At 43.4% G+C, this 21,275-nt stretch carries 20 protein-coding genes; 14 read left to right on the top strand and 6 right to left on the bottom strand.

Annotated features, from left to right (window positions below):
* Positions 1–35: 35 nt before the first annotated feature.
* The gene (sufC, locus tag EZE20_RS10840; protein ID WP_132117784.1) at positions 36–797 is read right to left on the bottom strand and encodes a Fe-S cluster assembly ATPase SufC; all 762 of its coding nucleotides are present in this window, start codon (positions 795–797) and stop codon (positions 36–38) included.
* 241 nt (positions 798–1,038) lie between these two features.
* Between sufC and EZE20_RS10835 the strand changes: the two genes are divergently transcribed.
* From EZE20_RS10835 to EZE20_RS10820, 4 genes are all read left to right on the top strand, one after another.
* Complete coding sequence (locus EZE20_RS10835; RefSeq protein ID WP_132117435.1) at positions 1,039–2,496, top strand: arginine deiminase family protein; 1,458 nt, start codon at positions 1,039–1,041, stop codon at positions 2,494–2,496.
* Between the two features lie 106 nt (positions 2,497–2,602).
* A complete protein-coding gene (ctlX, locus tag EZE20_RS10830; RefSeq protein WP_132117433.1) occupies positions 2,603–3,559 on the top strand; it encodes a citrulline utilization hydrolase CtlX in 957 nt (318 codons plus the stop codon).
* A 278-nt stretch (positions 3,560–3,837) separates the two neighbouring features.
* On the top strand, positions 3,838–4,302 hold the full coding sequence (locus EZE20_RS10825; protein WP_132117431.1) for a ferritin-like domain-containing protein: 465 nt from the start codon (positions 3,838–3,840) through the stop codon (positions 4,300–4,302).
* 106 nt (positions 4,303–4,408) lie between these two features.
* The gene (locus EZE20_RS10820; RefSeq protein ID WP_228713687.1) at positions 4,409–6,244 is read left to right on the top strand and encodes an alpha-amylase family glycosyl hydrolase; all 1,836 of its coding nucleotides are present in this window, start codon (positions 4,409–4,411) and stop codon (positions 6,242–6,244) included.
* 358 nt (positions 6,245–6,602) lie between these two features.
* On the opposite strand, the gene EZE20_RS10815 is transcribed toward EZE20_RS10820, so the two are convergent.
* Positions 6,603–7,061, bottom strand: coding sequence for a sll1863 family stress response protein (locus EZE20_RS10815; protein WP_132117429.1), 459 nt, complete (start codon positions 7,059–7,061; stop codon positions 6,603–6,605).
* Between the two features lie 547 nt (positions 7,062–7,608).
* Here EZE20_RS10815 and EZE20_RS10810 point away from each other — a divergent pair.
* Positions 7,609–8,805: an AI-2E family transporter gene (locus EZE20_RS10810; RefSeq protein WP_132117427.1), complete on the top strand. Its 1,197-nt coding sequence runs from the start codon at positions 7,609–7,611 to the stop codon at positions 8,803–8,805.
* 27 nt (positions 8,806–8,832) lie between these two features.
* Here the strand turns inward: EZE20_RS10810 and EZE20_RS10805 are convergent, their stop codons facing one another.
* Positions 8,833–9,210 (bottom strand): response regulator, encoded by a 378-nt coding sequence (locus tag EZE20_RS10805; RefSeq protein WP_132117425.1) that lies wholly within the window; start codon positions 9,208–9,210, stop codon positions 8,833–8,835.
* Between the two features lie 326 nt (positions 9,211–9,536).
* On the opposite strand from EZE20_RS10805, the gene EZE20_RS10800 reads away from it, so the two are divergent.
* From EZE20_RS10800 to EZE20_RS10790, 3 genes are all read left to right on the top strand, one after another.
* A complete protein-coding gene (locus EZE20_RS10800; RefSeq protein WP_132117423.1) occupies positions 9,537–9,824 on the top strand; it encodes a YtxH domain-containing protein in 288 nt (95 codons plus the stop codon).
* Positions 9,825–9,933: 109 nt separating this feature from the next.
* The gene (locus EZE20_RS10795; RefSeq protein ID WP_132117421.1) at positions 9,934–10,302 is read left to right on the top strand and encodes a phage holin family protein; all 369 of its coding nucleotides are present in this window, start codon (positions 9,934–9,936) and stop codon (positions 10,300–10,302) included.
* Complete coding sequence (locus EZE20_RS10790) at positions 10,286–10,774, top strand: hypothetical protein (RefSeq protein WP_132117419.1); 489 nt, start codon at positions 10,286–10,288, stop codon at positions 10,772–10,774. Before EZE20_RS10795 ends, EZE20_RS10790 begins: the two co-directional genes overlap by 17 nt.
* 6 nt (positions 10,775–10,780) lie before the next feature.
* Here the strand turns inward: EZE20_RS10790 and EZE20_RS10785 are convergent, their stop codons facing one another.
* Both EZE20_RS10785 and EZE20_RS10780 read right to left on the bottom strand, forming a co-directional pair.
* Positions 10,781–11,197, bottom strand: a complete 417-nt coding sequence (locus EZE20_RS10785) for a response regulator (RefSeq protein WP_132117417.1) — start codon at positions 11,195–11,197, stop codon at positions 10,781–10,783.
* A 15-nt stretch (positions 11,198–11,212) separates the two neighbouring features.
* Positions 11,213–12,661 (bottom strand): ATP-binding protein, encoded by a 1,449-nt coding sequence (locus tag EZE20_RS10780; RefSeq protein ID WP_132117415.1) that lies wholly within the window; start codon positions 12,659–12,661, stop codon positions 11,213–11,215.
* Between the two features lie 296 nt (positions 12,662–12,957).
* Between EZE20_RS10780 and rpoN the strand changes: the two genes are divergently transcribed.
* The 5 genes from rpoN (at position 12,958) to EZE20_RS10755 (ending at position 19,320) form a co-directional block, all read left to right on the top strand.
* The gene (gene rpoN / locus EZE20_RS10775; RefSeq protein WP_132117413.1) at positions 12,958–14,421 is read left to right on the top strand and encodes an RNA polymerase factor sigma-54; all 1,464 of its coding nucleotides are present in this window, start codon (positions 12,958–12,960) and stop codon (positions 14,419–14,421) included.
* Positions 14,422–14,501: 80 nt separating this feature from the next.
* Complete coding sequence (locus tag EZE20_RS10770) at positions 14,502–15,938, top strand: sigma-54-dependent transcriptional regulator (RefSeq protein WP_132117411.1); 1,437 nt, start codon at positions 14,502–14,504, stop codon at positions 15,936–15,938.
* Between the two features lie 14 nt (positions 15,939–15,952).
* Positions 15,953–17,470 (top strand): sensor histidine kinase, encoded by a 1,518-nt coding sequence (locus tag EZE20_RS10765; RefSeq protein ID WP_132117409.1) that lies wholly within the window; start codon positions 15,953–15,955, stop codon positions 17,468–17,470.
* Positions 17,471–17,542: 72 nt separating this feature from the next.
* Positions 17,543–18,994, top strand: a complete 1,452-nt coding sequence (locus tag EZE20_RS10760) for a hybrid sensor histidine kinase/response regulator (RefSeq protein WP_132117407.1) — start codon at positions 17,543–17,545, stop codon at positions 18,992–18,994.
* 143 nt (positions 18,995–19,137) lie between these two features.
* Positions 19,138–19,320 carry a hypothetical protein gene (locus EZE20_RS10755; protein WP_132117405.1) on the top strand — a complete coding sequence of 61 codons (183 nt, stop codon included), beginning with the start codon at positions 19,138–19,140 and terminating at the stop codon, positions 19,318–19,320.
* A gap of 16 nt (positions 19,321–19,336) precedes the next feature.
* Here EZE20_RS10755 and EZE20_RS10750 read toward each other — a convergent pair whose 3' ends face one another.
* Positions 19,337–20,194 carry a helix-turn-helix transcriptional regulator gene (locus EZE20_RS10750; protein ID WP_132117403.1) on the bottom strand — a complete coding sequence of 286 codons (858 nt, stop codon included), beginning with the start codon at positions 20,192–20,194 and terminating at the stop codon, positions 19,337–19,339.
* A gap of 164 nt (positions 20,195–20,358) precedes the next feature.
* Between EZE20_RS10750 and EZE20_RS10745 the strand changes: the two genes are divergently transcribed.
* Positions 20,359–21,273: a dihydrodipicolinate synthase family protein gene (locus EZE20_RS10745; protein ID WP_132117401.1), complete on the top strand. Its 915-nt coding sequence runs from the start codon at positions 20,359–20,361 to the stop codon at positions 21,271–21,273.
* Positions 21,274–21,275: the final 2 nt, after the last annotated feature.

Raw genomic sequence — 21,275 nt, 5'->3', positions numbered from 1 at the left:
CAAATCGGAGAAAAGTAAATAGAAAAAAAAGAAAATCAGGCCATTGTAGCGTCTACTTCGGCTTTGATCCAGTCGTAGCCTTTTTCTTCCAGTTCGAGAGCCAGTTCTTTGGTGCCCGATTTTACGATACGACCTTTGTATAGTACGTGAACGTAGTCGGGTACTATATAATCAAGCAGGCGCTGATAGTGCGTAACCACGATTGTAGCACGCTCGGGTGAGCGCAGCGTGTTTACACCTTCGGCCACAATGCGCAGGGCATCAATATCGAGTCCTGAATCTGTTTCGTCCAAAATGGCCAATTTGGGTTCGAGAACTGCCATTTGAAAAATCTCATTTCTTTTTTTCTCTCCACCCGAAAATCCTTCGTTGAGTGCTCTTTTTAGCAGAGAATCATTCATACTGACAAGTTTGGCCTTTTCACGAACCATTTTCAAAAACTGAGCAGCGTCCAGAGGTGGCTGACCTTTATATTTACGGATTTCGTTAACCGCAGTTTTGAGAAAATTGATTGTGGTAACGCCTGGGATTTCAACAGGATATTGAAAAGCCAGAAAAATGCCTTCTGCCGCCCGTGCTTCGGGGGCGAGGTCCAGCAGGTCTTTTTCATCAAAAAGTACTTCGCCGCCTGTTACTTCGTATTCTTCCCGGCCAGCCAATACAGAAGCCAATGTACTCTTTCCTGATCCGTTGGGACCCATGATGGCGTGTACTTCTCCGGCTTTAACTTCCAGATTTATTCCTCTAAGTATTTCTTTGCCTTCAATTGAGGCGCGTAAGTCGTTAATTTTGAGCATCATGAAATATTAAAAATAGATGGGTAGTAATTTGCGCAAAAGTACTAAGCTTTGCCCGTTAAAAGAAATTGTGATTAGAACCTTTCTAAACAACTGTTCCATGTTCTATAACTAATATGAGCGTGCGGTTGTTCCCTGTGAAAGCGCTTTGTTTACGTGTAGCGTGGTTCAGGCGCTTATCCTGATTCCTAAATAAAAAACTGTTTATTTTGTAGACACATCCATTGCAACTAAAAACCCTATGATAAACCTGGATAATACCTCAGAAAAAATCAATGTTTCGTCAGAAGTAGGACGGCTCAGGCGTCTGCTGATCCATAGCCCCGACGGTGGTTTGGGCAAAGTTGTACCATCCAAAGCGCAGGATTGGCTGTTTGAAGATATTGTGCATTTGGACACGATGCGTCGTGATGAATACGATTATTACGTAAAATTGCTGCTCTATTTTCTGGATCCTGACAAAGTTCGGGGAAAAATTGCGTCTATTGATGCTGACCCAACGAGGGCATTCTACAAACCTGGCGGAGAAGGCTATTTTAATTCTGACAAGGTCATGGATCTGCAAAGTATGCTCACCTACATTCTGGAAGATGAAGGTATTCGCACGCAGCTGATTGCAGCCATATGTGGCATTGAGCGCTGTTCTTTTCGTACGCAGCAGGAATTAAAGAGCGTCGAACCGGCTACACTTTCCATGATCTTTATTTCAGGTTCGCTTCCAAATAAACAGATGCTCTTTGCACCGCTTCCCAACCTGATATTTACACGCGACATCGGTATCATAATTAATGATCACATTCTGCTCAACAAACCGGCGAAAACTGCCCGCACAAGGGAGTCTTTACTGGCGCAGTACATTTTCTTTTACCATCCTGTCTTTGAATCTTACCGGGATAAAATCATTGAGATTCCGGATAATGAAAAGCATTTTTTGCTGCCCGAAGACGAAAAGCACAGCGATTATAACCGTTCAACGCTGGAAGGCGGCGACGTAATGATGGTGGCACCCCGGCACCTGCTGATCGGGTGCAGCGAGCGGACGACACTCTACGCTGCACAGCAAACCATGAAAATACTTTTTGAGAAAAATGTTGTTGATACCATCACGATTGTCAAAATCCCGAAGAAACGTGATTATATGCATATTGACACGATTTTTACTCAGGTTAAGAAAAATATGTGGGTTTTGCTCAGTACCCTGGGCCGGGTGGGCGATGATTCGAGGAAAAAAGATGTGCTCCATTTTTTTGCCCCCAAAGCCATTGATCAGGATCTGAAAATATTACAGTTTATTAAGGGGCTGGAACACAAGCCCATTGAGATTGAAAATCTGGAAGATTTGCTGGCAGATATTAGCCGAAATGACCTGGAATGCCGCGAGGAAGTAAAGTTTATTTATTCCGGAAATAACGAATTCCCTTTTGGCGACCGCGAACAGTGGACTGATTCCTGCAATTTGCTGGCTCTTAAAGATGGTGTGGTTATTGGCTACGACCGTAATGACAAAACTCTCGACGCCTTTCGGGAACAGGGGTTTCGGGTCATTAAGGCGGCTGATCTGCTACAAAAATTTGAGGCTGATGAACTTTCCCCGGATACTCTGACAGATACGTTCATTATGTTGCCATCGGCTGAACTCTCGCGCGCCCGCGGCGGATCGCACTGCATGAGCATGCCGATTTTTCGCGAGCAACTTTAAATACACATATAGCCTGGTAAAGATCTGATAAAGATTGAGTTGTAATCCATTGATCTGACTAGTAAATTAGCAAAACCTGACCATACAACTTTAATATATATTACCTATGCGAGTTATTCATACGTCCACGCACGTGCAGCCGCAGTCGACCTCCCGGATCCTGATGATTCGTCCGGTTCGCTTTACGTTTAATGACGAAACAGCCGGGAGCAACGAGTTTCAGGATGTACAGTTTGCCGAATCTACGGCAGAAATAGCCCATCAAAAAGCTGCCGAGGAGTTTGAACAAATGGTTCATGTGCTTACATCTACGGGTGTGCAGCTCACTGTCTTTGATGATACCCCACAGCCCTTTACGCCGGACTCGATATTTCCCAACAACTGGATTTCGCTGCATCAAAGCGGAAAAGTTGTGCTGTATCCCATGATGGCTCTAAACCGCCGGGCAGAGCGTCGCATGGATATTATCGACGAGTTGCGAAAAACCTATCATGTAGAAGAAATCATTGATCTGACACACTTTGAGCAGGAAGGAAAGTACCTCGAAGGCACCGGCAGTATGGTGCTCGACCGACGGTTTAAGATTGCCTACGCCTGTCTTTCGCCCCGCACACACCCGGAAGTATTGCAGGCATTTGCCGACGCTACGGGCTACGAGATTGTTCAGTTTGAAGCCGTCGACAGCAGGAACGTACCTATTTACCATACAAATGTACTCATGTGTGTGGGCGACGTGTTTGCAGTGATATGCCTGGAAGCCATAAAAAATCCCGATGAAAGAAATCTGGTGCGGTCAGTTTTGGAAGAAACTGGAAAGTATATTGTTGAAATTACACTGGATCAAATGGCCGCTTTTGCCGGGAACATGCTGCTGGTTCGTACCCAAAAAGAGACAAAAGTGCTCATGATGTCGTCAAGAGCATTTCATGCTTTAACTGAACAGCAGCGGGATGCTCTGGACGATTATGCCGCATTGGTTCACGCTGATTTGTCAGTAATTGAAGGAAATGGTGGTGGCTCGGCCCGCTGCATGATGGCTGAAATTCATTTGCCTTTGAAATAGAACAAAAAGAGACCTTACGTTATTTTTTTTAAAGTCATCTTCGGTTAGTTACGAAGGTGACTTTTTTGATTTATACCCTGGAAAGTAGAATCAGCTGTACTTTAAAGAGACTATAACGTATAGCCTTGCACATCAAATCTTGTAGAAAATTGTGCTCAATTCACTTTCCCATAAGGTATAAATTAGCCGGGCTATTCCCCAAATAATGTCAAAAGCGATTTGGTAAGGCTTTTTTATTTTCCCTGAAAAAATAATTCATCAATAAATAAATCCTTATCATGAAAAATACAATGGAGAAAGCGCAAAGCGTGTTGAAGCGGCTTATAAAGCTGCACTATGACAGAATTGAGGGGTATGAGCGTGCTAAGGACGACACCACAGATGCAGATTTGCTGGCACTATTTAGTTTTTATGCACAGCAAAGCCGGCAGTTTCGGGCAGATCTGAATGCTGAGATTGTAAAATATGGCGGCGAATTGCCTTCTGATAATACATTTTTGGGCGATATCCACAAAGCATGGATGGATTTGAAAGCTGCCGTAACCGGGAAAGACCGCGAAACAGTGCTCAGTTCCTGCGAATTTGGTGAGCAGACAATCGTCGGATCGTATGAGGACGCGCTGAAATTTGACGACGATGATGTTCGCATCCCGGATGCTCTGTATGCTGTGCTTACCAATCAATTGGAAGAATTGCGTGCGGCCAAAAATCGCATTGCGGTTTTACATGCGCATGCCGATTAATAAAGCAATAGTACAAAAACCATAAAGAAAGGGAGGGTCTGCGGATCGTCCCTTGCTTCGTTTTAAAATAACGTATTTAACCATTAAAAAAACCACTAAGTTATATATGGCTTCAACGACTATTAGTACCAGTAAAAAAAAGGAAAAAGACCATCAAATTTCAATTCCCGGTATGGGAGCGCTTCCACATTCGTCAGGTGTTTTTTTCAGAGTGTGGGCACCTCATGCCAAATCAGTGCAGGTTATTGGAAGTTTTTCAAATTGGGATACCGATAAGCATCTCTTGATGTCGGAAGGCGGAGGCTATTGGGCCGGGCAGGTAGATGAAGCAAAACCAGGCGATGAGTATAAGTTTTTACTTAAAACTCCCTCGGGTGATCTATACAAAAATGATCCATATGCACTAAAACTCACCAATTCAATCGGCAACGGTGTTATTTATGATCAATCGGCTTTTGATTGGGAAGATGATGATTATGTGATGCCTTCCTGGAACGAGCTCGTAATTTATGAGATGCACGTAGGTACTTTTCATGTTCGTGAAAATGAACCTACGGGGAATTTTTATTCAGCGATTGATAAACTTCCCTATTTGCAGGAACTCGGTATCAATGCCATTGAATTAATGCCTGTATTTGAATTTCCAGGTTCAACCTCCTGGGGTTACAATCCCGCTTTTCCGTTTTCTATTGAGTCAGATTACGGCGGGCCTGATGGCTTCAAGGCCTTCGTTAAAGCAGCACATGCGCATGGTATTGCCGTGATTCTGGATGTGGTTTATAATCATTTTGGCCCCTCAGACATGGATCTCTGGCAGTTTGACGGCTGGTCTGAAAATGACGGTGGCGGCATTTATTTTTATAACGACTGGCGTTCAGAAACTCCCTGGGGAAATACCCGACCGGACTTTGGCCGCGAAGAGGTGCGGCGCTACATTCGGGACAATGCGATGATGTGGATTGAGGAATATCGTGTGGATGGACTCCGCATGGACATGGTACCTTATATTCGGAACGTAAAGGCCGATGGTAATCCCGGAAATGATATTCCGGAAGGCAAGGACCTGATTCAGTGGATCAACGGTGAGATTCGGGAGAAATACCCTCACAAATTGACGATTGCCGAAGACATGCATTCGCTGGAAGCCATTACTGAAAAAATCAGCAATGGTGGCTGGGGATATGGCGCACAGTGGGACGCTGAGTTTGTGCATCCGGTACGCGAAGCAATTATTACTGCCCACGATCAGGACCGTAGCATGACTGCCGTTGCTGAGGCGGTTTTGCATCGCTATAATTCAGATGCTTTTGAGCGGATCGTGTACACGGAGTCTCACGATGAAGTAGCAAATGGGAAGGCGAGGGTTGCCGAAGAAATCGCATTTGACGATGTCAATAACTATTATTCCAAAAAAAGGGCTGCACTCGGCATGGCTCTTGTCCTGACGACTCCCGGCATTCCTATGATTTTTCAGGGGCAACCTTCGCTGGAAGATAAATGGTTTTCGGATACGGATCCGTTGGATTGGAGCCGGTTGGACAAGTTCAGCGGTTTTGTCAATCTGCACCGGGATCTGATTCGGCTGCGTCGCAATTTTGATGGAAATACAGCTGGGCTCATGGGGCAGCATGTGGAAATTTTGCGGATAGATGAGGAGAAAAAGATTCTGATTTATCATCGGTGGAAAGAAGGTGGCCCTGGCGACGATGTGGTGGTTGCGCTCAATTTTTCAGCGCAGGCGTACGATCATTACGAAGTTGGTTTTCCACATCCCGGCGAGTGGCATGCCCGTTTCAATAGCGATTGGAAAGGTTATGATGCAGAATTTACTGATAAAATGATCGGTTCTGTACATACAGCGGAAGGTTCCCGCGATCAAAAACCGCAGTTTGCAAGTCTAGGCCTGCCGCCTTATTCTGCCTGCCTGTACACGCAGAGCTGAAAAGTTGGTAGCGTCCAACCACCATAAATTGATGGTTGGACGCTACTGTTGAAGTTTTGATTGTTCAGATTTTATTATGTCCCCTGAAATCGTGTCCGATGCCACTACGCCCTGCATATTGGTTGGGGTAGGTTGCCGGTTGGAGTATTGATGTAACAAAACGGTCATTCCCATAATGATCACAAACAAGGAAATGAGAAAAATACGAATCGGTTTTCTTGAAAATAAAGAATTCATCTGCGTATCATTTTTATTCCTGCTTTCGCAAGTTAATCTATTGAAGAATAAATAGTTGGATATAGTTGACTAAAAAGATGGGCTCACGCCTGGATGAACCCATCCTAATTTTGTTTCAGGATTAATCTTCAAGATCAGCTTCGATCTTATTGACACTGCTGCGGACTTTATTCTTAAATGCCGTCCAATCTTCCTCAGATTCATCCTTAACATTTGCCAGCGAAGACTTCAACTCGTCCCGTTCTTCACGCAATTCCTTTTTGCGCTCCTGCCAGCGAGCTTTTTCTTCCTTTGTAGCTTCTTTCAATTTCGCATCGGTTTCCTCGATTTTACGGTCAAGCCTGTCAATCGTCTGGTTCACTTCTGCCTGGAGCTTGGCCTTATCTTCCTTCCAATTTGCCTTAAACTCGTTGGAAGCCTGATTTATATCACTCTTGGTTTCATCATACCCTTCTTCCATCTCATTCTCAACTCGCTCGGCAGAGTTTTCTGCCTGATTACGATCTTGTGGGGTGCAGGACGACAGGAAGAGGAAACCTGCGCAAATGAGTGATATTCCGGTTAATGTGATCTTCTTCATAATTGACGTGTTAATTTTTGTGCAAATTTTCTGTTTATTACCAATAGTTCTAAAAGAACAATACCTGTGTATGTTTTTGAAAACAAAAATTTTAAACTTAGCCAAACGTATAGGGTCAGCGTTTGCTTTTTTGCCTTTAATAAAGACCCGACCCCGCAAAAAACTGATTGTAGAAATGGATGCCCGACTGTTGAGCAAGTAGGGAACAGAAATTCACAAAATACATTTTGACACGGTGATTGTCAGGCAATATTGCAACGTTTTGTTTGGTACGACTATTTAGCAACTCTTCTTATCGCATACTTACTACCGAAAATATTCAACTTTTCACTATGTATGATGTGGTGGTTTATGGTTAAGGAGAGTAAATGATCGGACAGCTCGTCCGATCATTTATTGTGACCTGTCCTAAAGCATTTGTATAAAATTCATCAAAGTCAACAATTTGTAGATTTTTTGACTCAATAGAATCCTGCAAATCACGTTATCTTTACAAGCCTTTCGGCACATCAGAAAATTGTATTATTAAAGGAGAATAACCGCCCGTATGAATCAGCCGATTGTGTCAGCCAATGCCAAACTTATCCGCACGTGTATTACGATGATTGTGGTTACAATTGGTGTCTATTGGTTGGTTATTTTGCGACCCTTTTTAGTTCCGGTTTTAGTCTCAGTTTTGCTTTCAATTCTGGTTTCTCCGATCAATTTTCACTTTGAAAGCAAAGGTTTTGGCAAGGTCCCTTCGATCTTGTTTACGCTCATTCTTTTCTTAGGTCTTATTGCCGGAATCCTGTATATATCCTTTATACAGATTTCAGACATGATTGATATGTGGCCTGGTTTCCGGATCAAGGCAGAGCGCATGTTTCAGGAGTTTAGGGTATGGATTGGTCAAACATTTGGCTTCAAATCGCCCTCAGCCGTCAACGATTTAGGGAATATGTCTGCCCGGATTTTACAAGACAATGGCTCCACGGCTTTGCTCAAAACTACTTCTATCCTGGCCGATTTGGTACTCATTCCGCTCTACATGTTCTTTATGCTGTATTACCGAAACTTCTTTTGTACGTTTCTGTATAGGCTTCTCGGTAAAGACGAAAAAAAGCGAATTAATCGGATACTTTTCCGAATCTATGATGTCGTCCACAATTACCTGGCGGGGCTCTTCATTGTCATGGTTATTGTAGGTGCGCTCAACACCATCAGTCTGTTGGTACTCGGGATTCAGTATGCCGTATTTTTTGGATTTTTCGCAGCATTGCTACTATTGATTCCCTACATTGGAGTCATGATTGGCTCCTCGTTGCCCATCATGATGGCGCTTGTTACCAAAGAATCGCCCATGTACGCCGTAGGAGTGGGAGCTTCCTTTTTATTGATACAGTTTCTGGAAGGAAATTTCATAACGCCCTATATCGTCGGATCCAAAATCAGCATCAATCCATTGATGGCAATCTTGGCTTTACTTCTCGGGGGAATGCTTTGGGGAATTGCCGGTATGGTGCTTGCGCTTCCAATGATCGCTATATTGAAGGTGATTCTCGATCATTCAGAGCGGTTAAAAGCCTTTGGTTATATTTTGGGCGAACCTTCACCCGACGAACCACCGTTTGTATTTTCTGATCAGGAAGAAGAGGCTATTGAACAGGCCGTAAATAAGGACGAAGAACCAATAGTAACAGCCCTGAAAGATGCTCAGATTGAGCCACTTCCCCAAGGCTTGGAGCCACGAATTCACTTGTAATCAAAGGCTTACCGACTCCAATGGAAGTTAGGATAATGAAGGAGTAAAGCCATTGTTTTCATTCAAAATCTTTTGAATTTCTACAAAACTTATGGGTTTATCCATAAAGTAATCAACGCCGCGTTTCAGGGCTTCTTCTTTCAGATTACTCATAGCGCTCATCATAATGACGCGGGAAGTACCAAACTGCTTGATATTTTCAATAATATTAATGCCTTTGCCATCGGGCAAATTATTATCCAGAAAAATCCAATCCGGATGCATCTCTTCTATAAAGTGCAAACCATCCCGAATGTTAGTCGCAATTTTGATCTGATTAGGATCTTTTCCCGGAATTTTTTTACGTAAAAAGTTCTGTATCAAATGACCCAATTCGATTTCATCCTCAATTATTACAATTCTCATACTGAATTCAGTGTGTTAACATGACTATAAAGATGTTAAAGTAACTTATTACTCGCAGTGAGTTGCTATATGTGTAAACATGTTAACTGCTTGCAAAATGAGCATTTAAAAGAACCTTGCCACGGATGACACTATTTTCTATTTTTTTTTAATATCTGTTTTTTTTTAGAAGCAGATTCCACAGGGTGTAGAAAACCCTGCACGCAATCTTTCCGTTTTTTTGCTGCAAATGGCCATACAGCCTTTGGAACAGTCTTTTTTACTACTGTTTACATAAGACCATAATATACGTTAAATCAATTTCAATTAACTAAAACCATTTAATCATGACAAATAGCAAAGTATTTTGGAGCATATTGACTGCAGCAGCAGCGGGAGCCGCCATCGGGATGCTTTTTGCTCCTGAACAAGGAGATCAAACTCGCAAAAAAATCAAGAAATCGGCGAATGACTGGGCTTCCGACGTACTTGATTCACTGGAAAAAGGTAAGGTAAAAGTGCAGGATGCCGCCGACCGTTTGGTTAAAAATGGTGCCGCTCTTAAAGATGAAGCTGTCGAAACAGCCGACGAAAGACTGGGCGATGCTCGAACTAAGATAAATAAAATGAACTAAGAGTAGGATATTTCTTAGTTTCAGGAGAGAGGTAATGCTACTTAATTTTGTTAGTGTTACCTCTTTCCATAAAATTTATCCATCACCTTACCCTTAACTATTTGAAACTATGTTACTACAAGACGCAAAAGAAAGGGCTGAACAGACCTATCAACATTTGATAGATTATGTAGAGGCGCGCTGGAATATGATTGCACTGGAAGTGTCTGATCGTACGGCCAACATTGCCACTACCGTAGTTATGTCTCTCTGCCTGGCTATTTTAGCAATATTTTTTCTATTCTTTATCAGTGTTTCACTCGCACTTTGGGTAGGAGAGTTGCTCGTAAGCTATCCGTTGGGTTTTCTAATTGTCTCAGCGCTGTATGGCATCGTTGGCGGTGTGCTGTATGCAAACCGTAAAAAGCTGCTTTTTATGCCCATAATGAATCATTTTCTAAAACTATTATATCGAAATCAGGATGATAAACTCGTATGATGATCTGAAAGCGCAGCGCGCACAGGCCCACAACGATTTACAGGTGGCGAAGTCAAGACTTATAGCTGACTCCCGCAATTGGCAGGAAGAAGTAAAACCTCTGCGGTTGGTTTCATCGGTTGCCCGGCAGATGTTTACAAATAAATTGGTCGGCAGTGGAAAGAAAGGGTTGCTCGGCAATGGGCTGCAACTTGGGTTGAATACCTTGATCGGGCGCACGGCTTTACGCCGGCTGCCAATGCCTTTGAACATTCTTTTGCCGCATGTGCTCGAAAATGTGGCGATCAACTATACTCAAAAAAATGGCAGAGATTGGCTGATTGCCGGGCTGAAATGGGTCAAAAAAGTGACCGATGAAAAAGAACCCGAAGTGAAGCTGATTGAAAAGGAAGCTGCCTCTATGGGTGAATTTGACAGCAGACAGGAAGAAATAATACCTGTGGTGCCAGCCAATCCCGGCACAGTTTCCTGATTCTGCTTAATAGGGCGAGACAGCAGTATCAAGCCAGAAATCACTGATTTTCTGAATTACCTCTTTCAAATGTTCATAGCTTGATGGCTTTACCACGTAACTATTGGCACCGAGTTGATAGGAGGAATTAATGTCGTCAGGAGCTTTGGATGTACTAAATACAATGATGGGTATTTTGCTTAGCTCTTTGTTTGATTTAAGCGTTCGAAGTACTTCACGACCATCACGCTTAGGCATATTCAGGTCCAATAAAATGAACCGGGTATCTCCCAAAGTTGATTGATTATAAAGGTGTTCGAGAAGTTGTTCTCCGTCTTCAAATAATAAAATTTTCTGATTTATTTTATTATCTTCAAACGCAGCCTGAACCAGAAAACGATCATCAGCATCGTCGTCTGCCATGATAATATTTTGACTTAGCATGTTATGTCGTCTGGATTACGATTGAAGTGTTTGCTTGGGCAAATATACAAAAAAACTGGCCCCCTGCTGCTCTTTCCCATCTGCGATAATGTAGCCGTTATGATTTGAAATGACCTTCCGGCAAATTGCCAGACCAATGCCTGATCCCTGGAATTTCTCCTGACCGTGTAGCCGCTGGAAAATTACAAAAATTTTCTCAGCATATTCTTTTTTAAATCCAATTCCGTTATCAAAAATTTTGATGCAGTAAAAAGGCAAGTCCTGCTGTGATTCTTTTACCCCCGGAATTTCATATCCCCAAACTTCCTGAACAAAAATATCAATAACCGGCCTCTCATTCAGCTTGCTATATTTCAATGAATTAGAAATGAGATTCTGGAAAAGTTGCAAAATTTGAATATTATACCCCACAATAGTAGGTAAAATTTGCTGATTGATTTGCGCCGATTTTTCCCGAATGATAGACGACAAATTGGTCTTTACTTCGTCCATAATATCGTTCAAATCAATTTCTTCGGCATTTTGTGACATATCAATTACCCGGGAAAACGCCAGCAGATCATCAATCAACAATTGCATCCGATTGGCTGATCGATCAATTTTCTCCAATAATTGCATGGTATCCTGATTGAGATGCGAACTATTTCGTGTAACCAGAAGATTGGTAAATGATCGAATTTTTCGCAAAGGTTCCTGTAAATCATGCGACGCAACGTACGCAAACTGTTCCAGTTCGCTGTTGGAACGGTTCAGATTATCAACCTTGTTTTCAAGTTCAGCCTTATACATCTTGTTTTGGGCAAGCTCACGTTCGAGTAAGATAAAGGCAGAAACCAGAAAAATGAGCGCAACGCCCATGATTACCCAATTGAATCGAAAAATCTGTTGTTTGTAATTATTTCGGCTTTGCAACCGATTGGCCATCAGCTTGGTTTCTGTCTCTGACATTTCATTCAAAATCCTCACTACTTCCAGTGTGCGTGTCGAGCCTGCCATCAACAGGCTCTTTTTTTGTTCATTTGTGTAAATCAGGGGATTTTCCTGAGCATAAATTCTGACCCGATTACCGAAGGTTTCAATTGCCTGCCTGAGTAATTTGGTTTTTTCCTGCTGAACAACGTTATCCTCCGAAAGCTGCATTAGTTCATCGACCATTGCAGGCATTACGCCTAATTTATGCAACATCTGTTCTTTGTTCGACGAATCGCCCATGATAAGAAAACCCCGTCCGTAGTATGTCACCTCGTGTAATTTCGAATTTATATCCTTAATTTTATCCAAAACATCATGCGTGTGATCCACGCGTTCGGAATAGAAAATTAATTCCCGATTAATGGAATGGTAGCTGAATGAAAGAATAATAATCAGGAATATGGAAACGATAAACAGCAAACGAATGGCCCACGATAGTTGCCCTTCGTTCAATATACGAGTCAACATGCGGACAGAAGAAAGATTCTTCATAGAGAAAACTTCACACAGTGATTAGGGTGGATATTTTTCCACAGATTGGGGAAATTTTAACGCGGGTGCGATTGTTGATAAAAGGATGCCTAATCCGTTTACTTTCTGATAGTAGATAAATATTGCTCATTTTCCTTGCTATATATGTTGAGAACGATAGAATTAGCCCTACACTTCCTATAAAAAGCAAGCCTGTGTAAGATAATCAGGACCATTCGTGTGACAAGTATGCAAGCCTGGAATCAGTTTTTTTAACAACTAGTGTGAAATTACACTCTAAGAACAAAAGTTAGCACATGCAGAGACAAGCCCAAGTTCAACGTCAAACGTTGAAATACTCCCCTTTACAAATTCAGATGCTCAATTTGCTGCACCTGACAACGCTTGAACTGGAACATCGGATCAAGGAGGAAATGGAGGAAAATCCGGTTTTGGAAGAGGGAAAAGACAAGGATGAGGAGCCCGCAGAAAGTGAGCGTGTGGAGGATTTTTTGGACAAAGGAGAAACTGTTGGGGTAGGCGACGACGAGGCGCCTTCCATGCAGGATTACTACGATTGGGACGAGTTCAGAGATAATGATGTACCTGATTACAAAACCTACTCTAACAACTATACGCCTGACGATGAGCTTTATACACGGCCCGTGGTTGAAACGGTTTCGTTTAGAGATGAGCTCAAAGAACAAATTCATTTTCTGCGTTTGAGTGAAAGGCAGCAACTTATCGCCGATTTTATCCTGGATTCGCTGGATGAAGACGGTTTTTTGAGAAGAGATTGCGACATTATCGCCGACGATATTTCCTTCGCCAACAGCATTTTTATTGACGCAGCTGACGTGGAAGAGATGCTGAAAGTGATTCAGCAATTGGAACCCGCCGGCATCGCCGCCCGCGATTTGCAGGAAAGTCTGCGCATTCAGCTCAATCGCATGAGTAACCGTCCTGAATCCTGGAACCTCGCCAACCGCATACTCACGGATTGTTTTGATGAGCTAGGTGCACGCAACTATGATAAAATCATGCGCGTGCTGGAAATTGATGAAGAGCACTTGAAAGAAGCGTTGCACTGCATTGTTTCACTGAATCCCAAACCGGCATCCGGACTGCGAAACGATAGCACGATTAATGAAAGTATCAAGCCGGATTTTTTGCTGAGATACCTTGATGATGACAATATTGAGGTACAGCTAGCCTGGGGAAATAGCCCTGCACTGCGGATGAACAAGGTTTTTACGCAAATGGCGGAAGAAAAAAATGACCGGGCTACCCGTCAATTTTTAAAAAACAAGATCAATTCGGCCAAGTGGTTTATCGACGCCATCAAGCAGCGCGAAAATACGATGCTCAATACGATGCGGGCAATCGTGAAGTTGCAGTTTGATTATTTTCAAACAGGAAATATCAAAAAGCTGAAACCGATGATTCTGAAAGATGTTGCCGAAATAATTGATATGGATATTTCGACAGTGTCAAGAGTAACCACTAATAAATATGTGCAGACTCCTTTTGGCATTGTTTTATTAAAAGACCTATTTACAGAGGGAGTAGCCCGTGAAGACGGCACGGAGGTGTCAAATCGGGCGATTCAGGAAGCGATCCGCGAGATTGTAGAAGCGGAAGACAAACGACATCCTCTGAACGATCAGCAGATAACAGACCTGCTGGCCGAACGTGATTATCTGGTGGCGCGCCGGACAGTGGCCAAGTACCGCGAACAGTTGAATATCCCTACTTCGCGCCTGAGAGTAGAGATTGGTTGAAAAAATAATTAGTACAAAAGTAAAGTATTCCTGGTACTGGCTATGAATACAGATTTGAACCTAAAAGCACTAGCATCTTAATGGAAAAAATACTCGTAGTTGATGATGAAGGCGATATTTGTATGCTGTTGAAGCGGTTTTTGTCCAAGAATGGCTTTGAAGTAGAAACAGCGCAAACCGGAAAGCGAGGCTTGCTGCTGGTAGATGAGTTTAAGCCCGATCTGGTTATGACAGATTTTCGGCTTGGAGATTTGACAGGTTCTGAACTCCTGGTAAGTATAAAGAAAAAATTACCGCATGTACCGGTACTCATCATCACGGGTTACTCGGATATCAAGACGGCGATAAACGTGATGAAGCAAGGAGCCTACGATTATATCACAAAGCCGTTGTTTCCTGATGAAATTTTGGTGACCGTACGTAAAGCGCTTGCCGATGCTCAAAACACTCCTGAGGTTAGTTTCAATTATACCGAAACCACGCAGCCCTCTCAAAATGGAAGTCCGGCTACCCGCAAAGCTCCCAAGTCGGCGTCGGGATATGTGATTGGCCAAAGTGCCGTTTCGGACGAACTCTATCGTCAGATTGACCTCGTGGCTCCTACCAATTTCAGTGTGATTCTGTACGGCGAAAGTGGCTCCGGAAAAGAAGCAATCGCCCATGAGATTCATAACCGATCGAACCGCCGCAACAAACCGTTTGTGGCTATGGACTGTGGAGCAATTTCCAAAGAACTGGCCGGAAGTGAGCTATTTGGCCACGAAAAGGGATCGTTTACGGGAGCTCTTCAAACCAAAATCGGACATTTTGAAATGGCCAATGGCGGCACGCTCTTTCTGGACGAAGTTGCGAACCTGTCCTACGAGATTCAGATGGCTCTTTTGCGCGTAGTGCAGGAGCGAAAAGTACGCCGAATCGGCGGAAATAAAGAAATAGATCTGGACGTACGCATCATTGTAGCGAGTAATGAACGCCTGCTGGAAGCAGCAAAAAAAGGGAAATTCAGAGAAGATTTATACTATCGCTTCAACGAATTTAGTATGGAAGTACCCGCCCTGCGAAACCGGAAAGCGGATATTATGCTCTTTGCCGAGACCTTCCTGCAAGCCACAAATGTAGAACTTGCCAAGAATATCAAGGGGTTTTCGGATGAAGTGGTACAGGATTTTATGAATTATGATTGGCCGGGTAACCTCAGAGAACTGAAAAATGTGATTAAACGTGCTACGCTTTTATCCAATACAGAATACCTGGAAGAGAAAGCGTTGCCATTTGAAATTGCCAATTTCCAGAAACTGAAAGAAATGGATGAGGAGTTTACCACCATGCCAATCACCATGCCCGTACAAGACCTGGATTTGAACCCAAGCCTGAAAACGGTAGCCAATGAAGCAGAGTACGACATGATTATGCAGGTGCTTCGGCAGGTAAATTATAATAAAAGTAAGGCTGCTCGTCTTCTGAATATTGATAGAAAAACCCTCTACAATAAGATGAAGCAGTTTGATATGCAATAAACACGCTTGACATAATGACTGATTTGAAAAAAATATTTCATTCATTTGGGATCAATGATCTCCTTAACGCTTCCACCAGCGGGCTGCTCCTTTTCAAAGAGGATCGGTCCAATACAGGTGGAGGAGTTAAGTATGTCTGCACGGTAGATAATGCCGCGGCCAAATCTCTCACGGGTTGGGAGAGTCTTGCGGGGAAAAATTGGGACGATATTGCCGATGTAGAATTATTGAATGAAGAATTGCTGCCCCGCCAGGATCTTGAAATTTATTTCAAACAGTCCAATACCTGGTGCCGGGCAAGTAATGTGCCGGTGGATGCGCACCATTTTATGTGTACGCTTACCAACATCACCCCCCGCAAAGAACTGGAAAAGCGGGAAGCGCTGGTGAAAAATATTCTGCATGATGCCGAGCAAACCATGCAGTTTGGAAGTTGGGTGTGGGACCTCGAAAATGACAAACTGGAATGGTCAGACGGTATTTTTTCTATACTTGGCTATTCGCCTGCCGAAATGGCTACAATGGAGGCATCCTACCCGTTGTATCTGACGCACGTACATCCGGATGATGTACAACAGCTCGACGAAGCAGTAAAAAACTCATTTAAAACCAAAGCTTCTTTTAGCGTTGAATACCGCATCATGACGGTGCAGGGGGAAGAAAAATACCTGGTCAGTCGTGGACAATTTAACGATGGTGATCATACCCGCGCCGCTACCTCCATCGGTTGTGCGTTTGACCTGACTTCCATAAAAAGTATTCAGAACGAACTTGAACGGAAAGTTGCTGACTTAAATCGTTCCAATTTTGATCTGGAACAATTTGCCTACGTTGCATCGCACGATTTGCAGGAGCCGCTCCGCAAAATCGTGTCTTTCGGTGAACGGCTTGAACTGCGCTCCAAAGGCGCACTCAATGAGGAAATGGGGCTATATCTGGATCGAATTCTGAATGCAACCCGTCGGATGCAGGACATGATCAATAACCTGCTGGAATATTCGCGCGTAACCCGCTCTCGGGAAGGATTCAAAAAAACGGATTTGAACCAGATTCTGAAAAGTACCATGAGCGATCTGGAAATTGCCATTCAACGGCAGAATGCACAAATTGAGGTAGAAGATCTGCCCGTTATTGATGCAATTCCAAGTCAGATGTCGCAGTTGTTCATGAATCTATTATCAAATTCCCTGAAATTTACCAACGAAGATCAAACTCCGTTAATTACCATACAGTCGGATCGATTATCGAAAAGTGATCAATTGAATTACGGATTGCCTGCCAACAGGGAATACGTCCGAATTACGGTTTCAGACAATGGCATTGGGTTTGAAAACAACGAATCCAGTAAAATTTTCACTCTCTTTCAGCGTCTGCGCGGCAGATCAGAATATGAAGGAGCGGGCATCGGACTGGCAGTTTGTAAGAAAGTAGCAGAAAATCATTCCGGAATTATTATGGCTTACGGAAAACCTAGCGAAGGAGCTTCGTTTACGATGGTATTTCCGATTTCACAGGGAATCCGGGTGTCCTGAAATTTCTTCTGAATTTTACCTGTTTCCTCTTCCTGACTAATTCATACTAACACGACTTAACCCTACCAATTCATGAATCAGGATGAACCTCTTCATGTCCTGCTCGTTGATGACGACGAAGACGATTTTTTGCTGACAAGCGAGTATTTTAAGGATTTAACAAATTGGAATTTTAAAATCCAATGGTGCCCCACCTACGAGCGCGCGGTAGATTATCTGACCAACTGCCGACACGACATCTACATTTTTGATTATCTGCTGGGGTCGCGCACAGGAATCGACCTGATTGAAGAGGCAGTCGCCCAAAATTGCCAGGAACCGATCATTTTACTTACCGGCAAAGGCGATGAAAAAATCGCCCTGGAAGCTTTACGCGTAGGAGCAGCCGACTACCTCGTGAAAAGTGAGCTGGAAGTCACGATTCTGGAACGAAGCCTGCGCTACGCTCTCGAACGGACGAAGGTTATAAAAGCCTTGCGCAAAAGCGAACGACGTTACCGACGGATTTTTGAAGAATCCAAGGATATGTTGTTTATCTCCGATTTACAGGGAAATATTCTCGATTTCAATGCCGCGTCTCTTTCTCTGACGGGTTTTTCGGAAGCAGAATTACAGTCTAAAACCATCCCGGATTTTTTCGAAGAAGGCGAAATGCAAACTCTCTGGGAAAATATTCGCGAACAAAAAGATCTGATCGATCAGGAGGTGCGCTTAGTGACTAAGCAGGGAGAAAAGAGGTTCGGGATTTTTTCGGCCACCATCGAAAAGGATCTCGAATTTACCTACGTTCAGGGACGCTTTCATGACGTAACGCTCCAAAAACAATCGGAACGTGAGCGACTTTTTTCTGAAAAACTCGCCGTTACCAGCCGGTTGGTGCGAATGCTGGCGCACGAAGTTCGGAATCCATTAACCAACGTAAATCTATCGGCAGAGCAACTCGAATCCGAAATCGAAGACGAAGGCCTAATCTTCTACATTGACATCATTAAGCGAAATTGTAGCCGGATCAACGACCTGATTACGCAGCTTCTGCAATCGTCTCGTTCAGAGGAATTAAATTTAAGTCCCGGGTCACTACATGCTATTCTGGACCAAACTCTTGATTCTGCTATCGATCGACTGCAACTGAAATCGATTCAGGTTGAAAAGCATTACCATGAAAAAGATGCGGTTATTTTACTGGATGAAAATACATTTAAAATAGCCCTGCTAAACCTGATTACCAATGCCATAGAAGCAATGGAAAATGGTAAAGGTACACTTCGGATCATCACCCGACAGACAGATCAGGAAGTGCAGGTTCTGATTGCGGACAATGGCTCGGGCATAAGTGAGGCCAATATGACTAAAATTTTTGAGCCTTATTTTACAGTAAAAAAATCCGGGATGGGCATCGGTCTGGCAAGTACGCTTAACATTGTACAGTCGCACAAAGGACGTATTGATGTTCAGTCGGAAGAAGGAATCGGAACGGTATTTACGCTGAGCTTTCCGTTGGAGATAACGCAGGAGAGCCTGTGATAAAAATCATCAATGATAAGTGTCTGTATTAAAAATTGTGGAAACAGCACCTCTTTTTTGAGGTGTTTTTTTGTGAAAAATGGTGTGACCTGTCAGGTATAACATTTGTCTAATAGACCGTATACCTAACCTGACATAAAAATATGGAACTCTTGCTATTTTTCTTTATCAGCCTATTTGGGGGGATTTTCGCTGCTTACTACGTGGAAGGAAAACTCGGTTTATCCAAAGAATTTCCAAAATCAGAAACAAAAATTACTACGTCTGCCATCTCTGAAAAAATGCTGCGACTTTCGCGTCAGTTGCGATCCGGGCAAATTCATTAATTTCCAGAAACACTATTTACCGAACCTTCATTCGGTAGGCTTTGGGTGTAACACCCGTAGATTTTCGGAACGACACATTAAAATGAGAGAGGTTTGAAAAGCCACTTTCCATACAAATTGTTCCTACGGGCCAATCGGTCGTCAGCAAAAGTCGACACGCATGGCTGATCCTGATTTCATTCAAAAAAGTGAAATACGTTTTGCGGGTTCTTAGCTTAAAAAAGCGACAAAAGGCGGAGGGGGTTAGGGCCACTAAATCGGCTACCTCTTCAATAGAGATTGCCCGATGACTTTCATGAAAAGTGAAACTCACGATTTTATTCATTCGGTCTCCAAGTAATTCCTTCGAAAATTGCCCCCCTTCCTGTACAGACAGCGGTTCTGAATCCGTACTTTCTTCCATATATTTCAACAACCGAAATCCTTCAATCAACTTGTCAAGTCCTTGCAGATTGGCGAGATTTTGAAGATAACTCGCAGCCTGCGTTCGGGAAGGTTCCGTCAAACGGCCTCCCTGACCTAGTCTTTGCAGCCACTCCCGGGTTAGTTGCAGTTCTGCCGTTTCCCAAAAATCTGTTCCCGCGTAGCTTTCATCAAAAAACACCGAAATGCTTTCGACTTCTTCCGGACTTTCATAAAACCTTCGGTCGCAGCGAAACACGTGGGGGAGTTGCTTGCCAATCATGAATACATCGCCCGGCTCAAAACGCCCCACAAAATCACCCGCAATGAGCGTTCCGGCTCCATTCACAATAAGCGTAAACTGAATTTCATCGTGCAGGTGCAGCCGATCGTAAAAATGCGGCAGGCGTTCGGCCTGAATCCTGAAAACTTCCCGTTGGGTGCGTGGAATATGAAATGAAATTGGCTTCAATTGATGTGATTTATACGAAAATAAACTCTAAATAAAAGAAATTAGGTCAATATACCATCAATACTCACCTAATTTTGACAAACAAACGCTTTTTTTGAAAGCTACCTTTGTTGTAAATAAAGAGAGTATACAATTTCGGTTTTTCCTATAAACATCAAAAAGTCATGAATGTAACCTGGCAAGGGGTTTTTCCGGCCCTTACAACTAAATTTACCCAGGATGATACCCTGGATTTAGCAACGTTTAATCTCAATTTGCAGGCTCAACTGGCCGCTGGCGTCGATGGCATTATTCTGGGTGGTTCTCTTGGAGAAGCAAGCACGCTGACCAACGCTGAGCGGGAAATGCTGGTAAAATATGCTGTTGAGCAAGTGGATGGCAAAGTACCGGTGATTTTGAACATTGCCGAAGGCTCTACTCGTGAGGCGGTTCATTTGGCTCAGGCGGCTTCTGAGTTTGGAGCGAGTGGGCTGATGCTGCTACCCCCCATGCGTTACAAAGCCGACGACCGCGAAACGGTGGCTTTTTTCAAGGATATAGCCCACTCGACGCACCTTCCGATCATGATTTACAACAATCCGGTGGATTATAAAATTGATGTAACGGCCGATATGTTTGAAGAATTATTGAAGTTGGACAACATTCAGGCTGTTAAGGAATCGACCCGCGATATTTCAAATGTGACGCGCCTGCGCAATCGCTTCGGCAATCGTCTCAGCATTCTTTGTGGCGTAGATACGCTTGCTATGGAAGAACTTGTGATGGGTGCAGATGGTTGGGTAGCCGGGTTGGTGTGCGCTTTCCCTCGCGAAACAGTTGCAATTTACCGTCTGGTAAAAGCTGGAAGGTTGGAAGAAGCACGTGAAATATATCGTTGGTTTATGCCTTTGCTCGAACTTGACCTTCACTCCAAACTGGTGCAATACATCAAACTGGCGGAAGCTTTGTGCGGAATTGGTACCGAACAGGTACGTTTGCCACGCTTACCACTCGTCGGTGAAGAACGTCAGCGCATCCGAACGTTGATCGAACATGGAATTTCCATTCGGCCTGAGTTGCCCGACTACCTTTCTTTATAATT

It is taken from the genome of Arundinibacter roseus (assembly GCF_004348825.1).
In the GTDB taxonomy this organism is placed as follows: Bacteria; Bacteroidota; Bacteroidia; order Cytophagales; family Spirosomataceae; genus Arundinibacter; species Arundinibacter roseus.
The sequence above is the reverse complement of the archived record's forward strand: the minus strand, read 5'-3'. Positions and strand labels throughout refer to the sequence as shown.